The following is a 6,296-nucleotide window of genomic DNA, read 5'->3' as shown; positions in this document are numbered from 1 at the left end:
ATGTTTTAATTCTACCCCCACTAAAGCTGGACCATTTTCTTTATTATGTTTCTTAATATACTCAAAGCGAGTAATATCATCTTCCGGTCCTAATCCTTTATCAAGAAACTCTCGTAGTGCTCCTGAACGTTGCGGAAATTCAATGATGAAATAGTGCTTTAATCCTTCATGAATAAGGGATCGTTCTTTCATTTCTTGCATTCTATCAATATCATTATTTCCACCACTTAACGTGCATACAACTGTTTTTCCCTTTATTTCATCTCTGTATAGATCAAGTGCCGCAATAGAAAGCGCACCAGCTGGCTCTGCTACAATTGCATTTTTCTTATACAGTTCTAAAATCGTCGTACAAACCTTTCCCTCTGGTACTAAAACTATGTCATCAATTACATCTTTACATGTTTCAAAAGTTAACTTTCCTACCTTCTTAACAGCTGCTCCATCAACAAAACTATCAATCTTTTCTAATGCAACATTCTCATTTTGAAGAAAAGCTTCTTTCATAGATGCAGCTCCCATCGGTTCTACACCGATTACCTTTGTAGTAGGACTAACCCCCTTTACATATGTACCAATACCAGATGCTAATCCACCACCGCCAATTGCTGTAAATATATAATCAACTGGTTTCTCCATATCATGCATAATTTCAACAGCGACTGTTCCTTGACCAGCAACGACATACGGATCATCAAACGGATGTACAAATGTCATCCTATTGTCTACACAATAGCGCTGCGCCTCTTGGAAAGAACTATCAAATGTATCACCAACTAATACAATGTCTGCGAAATCACCACCGAAAAATTCAACTTGTGATACTTTTTGCTTAGGTGTCGTTGTYGGCATGAAAATTTTTGACGGAATCTTCAATAAATTACACGTATAAGCAACTCCTTGTGCATGATTACCAGCACTTGCACAAACAACACCATTTTGTAACTTTTCTTTCGGTAAACTTTGAATTAAATTATACGCACCACGAATTTTGAAAGAACGAATAACTTGTAAATCTTCTCGCTTAACATATACGTCACATTCATATTTCTCAGATAAAACTGAATCTCGTTGTAACGGTGTTTTAATAACGATATCTTTCATGCAATTATGAGCCATTAAGATATCTTCAATTTTCACTCTCTCCTTTACATTTTGCACCATTTTATATCATCCTTATCTCTTTTTATATTGGCTCAATCAAAATCCGGGATTTTCAGAACTGCACCTGTATTCGCCGATGTTACCATTTGTGCATAACGTCCAAGCCACCCAGTTTTCACTTTTGGTTCTGGTCGTTTCCATCCTTTTTTACGCTTCTCTAATTCCTCATCACTAACTCTCACTTCTAACAAGCGTTCCTCAACATCAATACATACAATATCTCCTTGTTCAAGAAGTGCAATCGTTCCGCCAGCAGCTGCTTCTGGTGAAATATGCCCTACTGAAATACCACGTGAAGCACCAGAGAAGCGACCATCAGTTAAAAGTGCAACATCTGCTCCTAATCCCATACCAGCAATTGCTGATGTTGGTGCTAACATTTCCGGCATACCTGGCCCGCCTCTTGGCCCTTCATAACGAATAACAACTACATCTCCTTTCTTAACTTTTCCAAGCATAATACCGGCAAGCGCCTCATCTTGTGAATTAAAAATAACACAAGGTCCTTCAAATCGTTTTACTTCTGTTGCTCCGCTTTTAATAACCGCTCCGTCTTTCGCAAGGTTTCCTTTTAATATACGTAATCCTCCTTCTTCACTATGAGGATTTTCTAGAGAATGAATAACTTCCTTATCTTGAATCTCTGCATGAGCAATGTTTTCTCTTAATGTTTGCCCAGTAGCAGTTATACGATCAAGGTGAAGTACCCCTTCTTTTCGGCTCATCTCTTTCAAAATTGCACTAATCCCGCCTGCGCGATCGATATCTTCCATATGCCAATTAGAAGCTGGACTTACTTTACATAAATGCGGTACACGCCTTGAAACTGCATCAATGCGGTTCATATCGTAATCTAACCCCGCCTCTTGTGCGAGTGCTAACGTGTGTAATACTGTATTCGTTGATCCACCCATCGCCATATCAAGTGCAAACGCATCATCAATTGCTTCTTGCCATCGGACCACCTGAAACGAAAACAGTTGGAATGTTTATTCGAAGTGCAGCCATCATCATACCTGGTGTAATTTTGTCACAGTTTGGAATACAAATCATTCCGTCAAACCAGTGTGCATTTACAACCGTTTCTACTGAATCTGCAATGATTTCACGACTCGGAAGCGAATAACGCATACCGATATGGCCCATCGCAATACCGTCATCTACTCCAATTGTATTAAATTCAAATGGAACCATGCCTGCTGCACGTACTGCTTCTTTAACAAGTTTCCCAAACTCATTTAAGTGCTTATGACCTGGAATAATTTCAATAAAAGAATTACAAATTGCTATGAATGGTTTATCAAAATCTTCATCTTTTAAACCAGTTGCTTTTAATAAACTACGATGCGGAGCTTTATCAAAACCTTTTTTAATCATGTCACTTCTCATCTTGTCAAATCCCTTCTTACACATTTTTTCTCTTACTTAATCTATTTTTTAAAATAAAAACTCTCACCTCAGCAATCAACTACTACTTAATAGTAGCTTTGATTGCTGAGGCGAGAGTTTCGCGTTACCACTCAGCTTCCTTACACTTCTCACGAAATATAAGCTTTGTAGGTCCAACCAGACCCCCGTCCTTTTACCGGAGACGATGCCGCCGCCCTCTACTCAGTTTCCCTTTCGCAAGCGATGCTCCGAGGTGATCTTCAATGATTAGATTGTTACTACTCTCACAGCCTTGGAGTAGCTCTCTGAAACGGTCATAATCATCTACTTTCCTCTTCTTTGCATATACATAATGCAAATTCCGAAAATTCATAATTTACTTTTATTTGTTAAACGTATTATAGGACTTTGTTCTTTTCATTGTCAATATATTTTTTGGAAATTTATTTTTTTATCTCAATTCATATACTAAAAAGTTATTTATTTTTCTCAAAACAAAATTGGAATGAACTTCTTACACGTACTCATATATTACTTAAGTATGTTTGCTTTTCTACATAAAGAAAAACAACTTAAAACATATATTTTCAAATCTTTTTTATTGCGCAATAAAACATTTTATATAATACTGTATAAAACATATACATTTAGGAGGATTACAGCAATGTCTGAAAAAACATACGAACTCGCAACCTTCGCAGGCGGTTGCTTTTGGTGCATGGTAAAGCCATTTGATGAACTTCCTGGTATTCATAAAATACTTTCTGGCTATGCAGGTGGTCATGTAGAAAACCCAACATACGAACAAGTAAAGACTGGAACATCTGGACATTTAGAAGTTGTACAAATTACATTCGATCCTTCTATTTTTCCTTATCAAAAATTACTAGATTTATATTGGCCACAAATTGATCCAACTGATGACGGCGGACAATTTTTCGATCGTGGTCCATCTTACCGCACAGCAATTTTTTATCATAAYGAAACRCAAAAAGAGCTTGCWGAAAAATCAAARCAARCTCTWGCAGAAAGCGGTATGTTTAAAGGTCCTATTGTGACTGAAATTCGCTCAGCTGCACCTTTTTATGAAGCAGAGGAATACCACCAGCATTTCTATAAAAAGAATCCAGAGAAATATGCTACCGAGCAAAAAGAATCTGGTCGTGAAGACTTTATAAAAGAAAATTGGCAAAAATAATAATAAAAATGCATCGTACCTTTTAAGTACGATGCATTTTTATCTTTGAAAAAAGTACCATACAATGATGAGAACAACCGCTGTTAATGTCCAAAGTGCTATCTTGTTTTTTAATCTATTCTTTTTCTTCGTCATTTCATTCCCTCCCTATAACTATTAAGCATATTCAAGATTTCCTTTGTTTGATTGTCCACTTGATGAATGTGAATAAATCCGTACAAATTCTTATAGCAAGACAGCCAATTATTCCGATTAACAATCGCGATTTATTAGAAATTAAACATTCTTATTACCCATCAACAAATATTTAGATTAACAAAATATTTGGATCGGGCAATCGGATACTGTGCCAGCTGTCTACATCGCATTGGCCATATTCGTTATCACCCACCGCTACCACTGTGCCGTCTGATTTAAGACCGACTGTATGGACACAACCCGCCGCTATCGCTACAATATCGCGCCAATCACTTACATCACATTGACCATGTTTATTATTACCCACAGCCGTCACYATGCCGTCTGATTTAAGACCRATTGTATGATTACTCCCTACCGCTATCGCCACAATATCGCGCCAATCGCTTACATCACATTGRYCATGTTTATTATTACCCACAGCCRTCACCATACCGTCAGATTTAAGACCAACTGTATGAAGATATCCYGCCGCTATCGCCACAATATCACGCCAGCYACTTACATTGCATTGGCCATATCGATTATTACCCACAGTCGTCACAGTTCCATCCAATTTAAGACCGACTGTATGCCAGTCACCCACCGCGACCGCCACAATATCTCTCCAGCCGCTTATATTGCATTCTTCTTCTTTATTTCGCCCCACYGCTATTACCGTGCCATCCGGTTTAAGGCCAATAGTACGACGCCATCCCGCCGCAACCGATACAATATTATGCCAGTCGTTTACATCGCATTGATCATGCTTATTCCACCCCACCGCTTCCACAGTATTATCACTTTTAAGAGCGATTGTATGAGCGTTCCCAGTGTTCGTCGCCATATGAACATTGCCCGCAGCGACTGCTTCCATATCACACCAGCTGCTTACATTGCATTCACCTTCTTTATTTCGCCCCACTGCTACCACCGTGCCATCCAATTTAAGAACAACAGTATGACCACGCCCCGCTGCTATCGTATCTTTAGGCCACCGTTTCATTTTTAATATCTCTTCTTTCGGTGAAATGTAATTCATGTTTTACCTCCTTGTATATAAGCAACCATATCAAAATAAATATTTTCATCAAATTTTATTATAAATGATCTGACTTTTTATAAATCTACATCTACGAAAAAGACTACTATTACTTCTTTAAAAAAATAAAAACCTCCAGTTTAAATACTAGAGGTTCCTTCTTTATTTCTTCAATCGTTCAATAAAATCGTTCAATTTATCAAGTGATTTCATATTCTGATTACAAGCTACACCATCTTTGCAAATATAGTTTCCCTTTTTCACGAAAGTTCCTGGTATATTACCTTTAATTTCAACTAAAAACATCCCTACTTCTTCATGTCCATGACATAATGAACAAATGCTCTTTTTATTTAAACTTTGGAACGTCCCTTGCAGACCAACAAACTTATTTTTATCATTTTTCGCTATAATAAATTTCCTGCTTGACCCTTTATCAATCCAGCTTAAATAAGATAATTCTTTCATGTCCAGTTCTTCCATATCAGGGAGCTTTAATTTTTTCGCTTTAGGAAATAATTTTTTTAATGTTTGTGCTGTAACTTCCTGAAACGGAATGACATACGGATTTATTTTCATTAAAAACGATTCTGCATCTTCTCTATTTTGAACTGTTAATACCGTATCAATTAACTCTTTCTGTTCATCCGTTAAATTCTCAAATACATGTATTATCTTTTCAATCGCAAGTGATTTTAACGCTTGAATTACACCTCTATCATTTGCCGTTGCATGCCCATTTGCTAAAATATAAGCTTGTGACTTTATAAAATTGTATTGATCACTTCTAATAAAAGCTTCCATCTTTATCACTCCATACAAATTGTTGATCTAGTCTTATTGTATACAATGATTCAGCTTTTTGATATGTAAAAGATAACTTAGAAATGAACATTACATACTCTGACTATGTTCTACCGAGGCATTTCCTGACAAAAGAAACCATCATCTGTTTTCCATTCTGCATATAATACATCTTCAAATTTAGTAATCCCTTTTTGCTTTATTTGTTTATAAAGCCATCCTTCATCAAAACCTGCTTCCCTCAAATTATCTTTCACTACTTTTCCATCACTAATTAATGAAATCGGTAAGTATACAGGCTTATGTTTTAAACTTAAATCATTTATAGTGGGCGATTCATATTTGCTTTTTTTCAATACACTTATGTTTCCGTTAGGTTCTAATATCATATACTCAACTTCTCGGATTGAAAATATATCTTTTTGTTGTCTTAGTATTTGCTGTAATTGGTTTATGTCCAAATGATTTGAACTTAGTTGTTCCCGGTCAATATATCCATTACGGATAATGATTGACGGAGAG

General features: G+C 36.6%; 5 protein-coding genes and 1 pseudogene. 1 reads left to right on the top strand and 5 read right to left on the bottom strand.

Translation table 11 applies throughout. The features are described 5' to 3' along the window. Together ilvA and AC1DJR_RS19590 are read right to left on the bottom strand one after the other, a co-directional pair. Window positions 1-1,164: threonine ammonia-lyase IlvA (gene ilvA / locus AC1DJR_RS19595; RefSeq protein ID WP_477003296.1), on the bottom strand; the 1,164-nt coding region annotated here is incomplete at its 3' end. A 32-nt stretch (window positions 1,165-1,196) separates the two neighbouring features. Then, window positions 1,197-2,553: pseudogene (locus AC1DJR_RS19590) on the bottom strand (dihydroxy-acid dehydratase domain-containing protein). Window positions 2,554-3,217: 664 nt separating this feature from the next. Between AC1DJR_RS19590 and msrA the strand changes: the two are divergent. Continuing rightward, on the top strand, window positions 3,218-3,751 hold the full coding sequence (msrA, locus tag AC1DJR_RS19585; protein ID WP_477003295.1) for a peptide-methionine (S)-S-oxide reductase MsrA: 534 nt from the start codon (window positions 3,218-3,220) through the stop codon (window positions 3,749-3,751). Window positions 3,752-4,058: 307 nt separating this feature from the next. Here msrA and AC1DJR_RS19580 read toward each other — a convergent pair whose 3' ends face one another. From AC1DJR_RS19580 to AC1DJR_RS19570, 3 genes are all read right to left on the bottom strand, one after another. Continuing rightward, complete coding sequence (locus AC1DJR_RS19580; RefSeq protein ID WP_477003294.1) at window positions 4,059-4,970, bottom strand: RCC1 domain-containing protein; 912 nt, start codon at window positions 4,968-4,970, stop codon at window positions 4,059-4,061. 162 nt (window positions 4,971-5,132) lie between these two features. Further along, a complete protein-coding gene (locus AC1DJR_RS19575; protein ID WP_044440442.1) occupies window positions 5,133-5,774 on the bottom strand; it encodes a FusB/FusC family EF-G-binding protein in 642 nt (213 codons plus the stop codon). 110 nt (window positions 5,775-5,884) lie between these two features. After that, window positions 5,885-6,296: DUF421 domain-containing protein (locus AC1DJR_RS19570; RefSeq protein ID WP_477003293.1), on the bottom strand; the 412-nt coding region annotated here is incomplete at its 5' end.

It is taken from the genome of Bacillus sp. 05T31 (genome assembly GCF_056396725.1).
The sequence above is the reverse complement of the archived record's forward strand: the minus strand, read 5'-3'. Positions and strand labels throughout refer to the sequence as shown.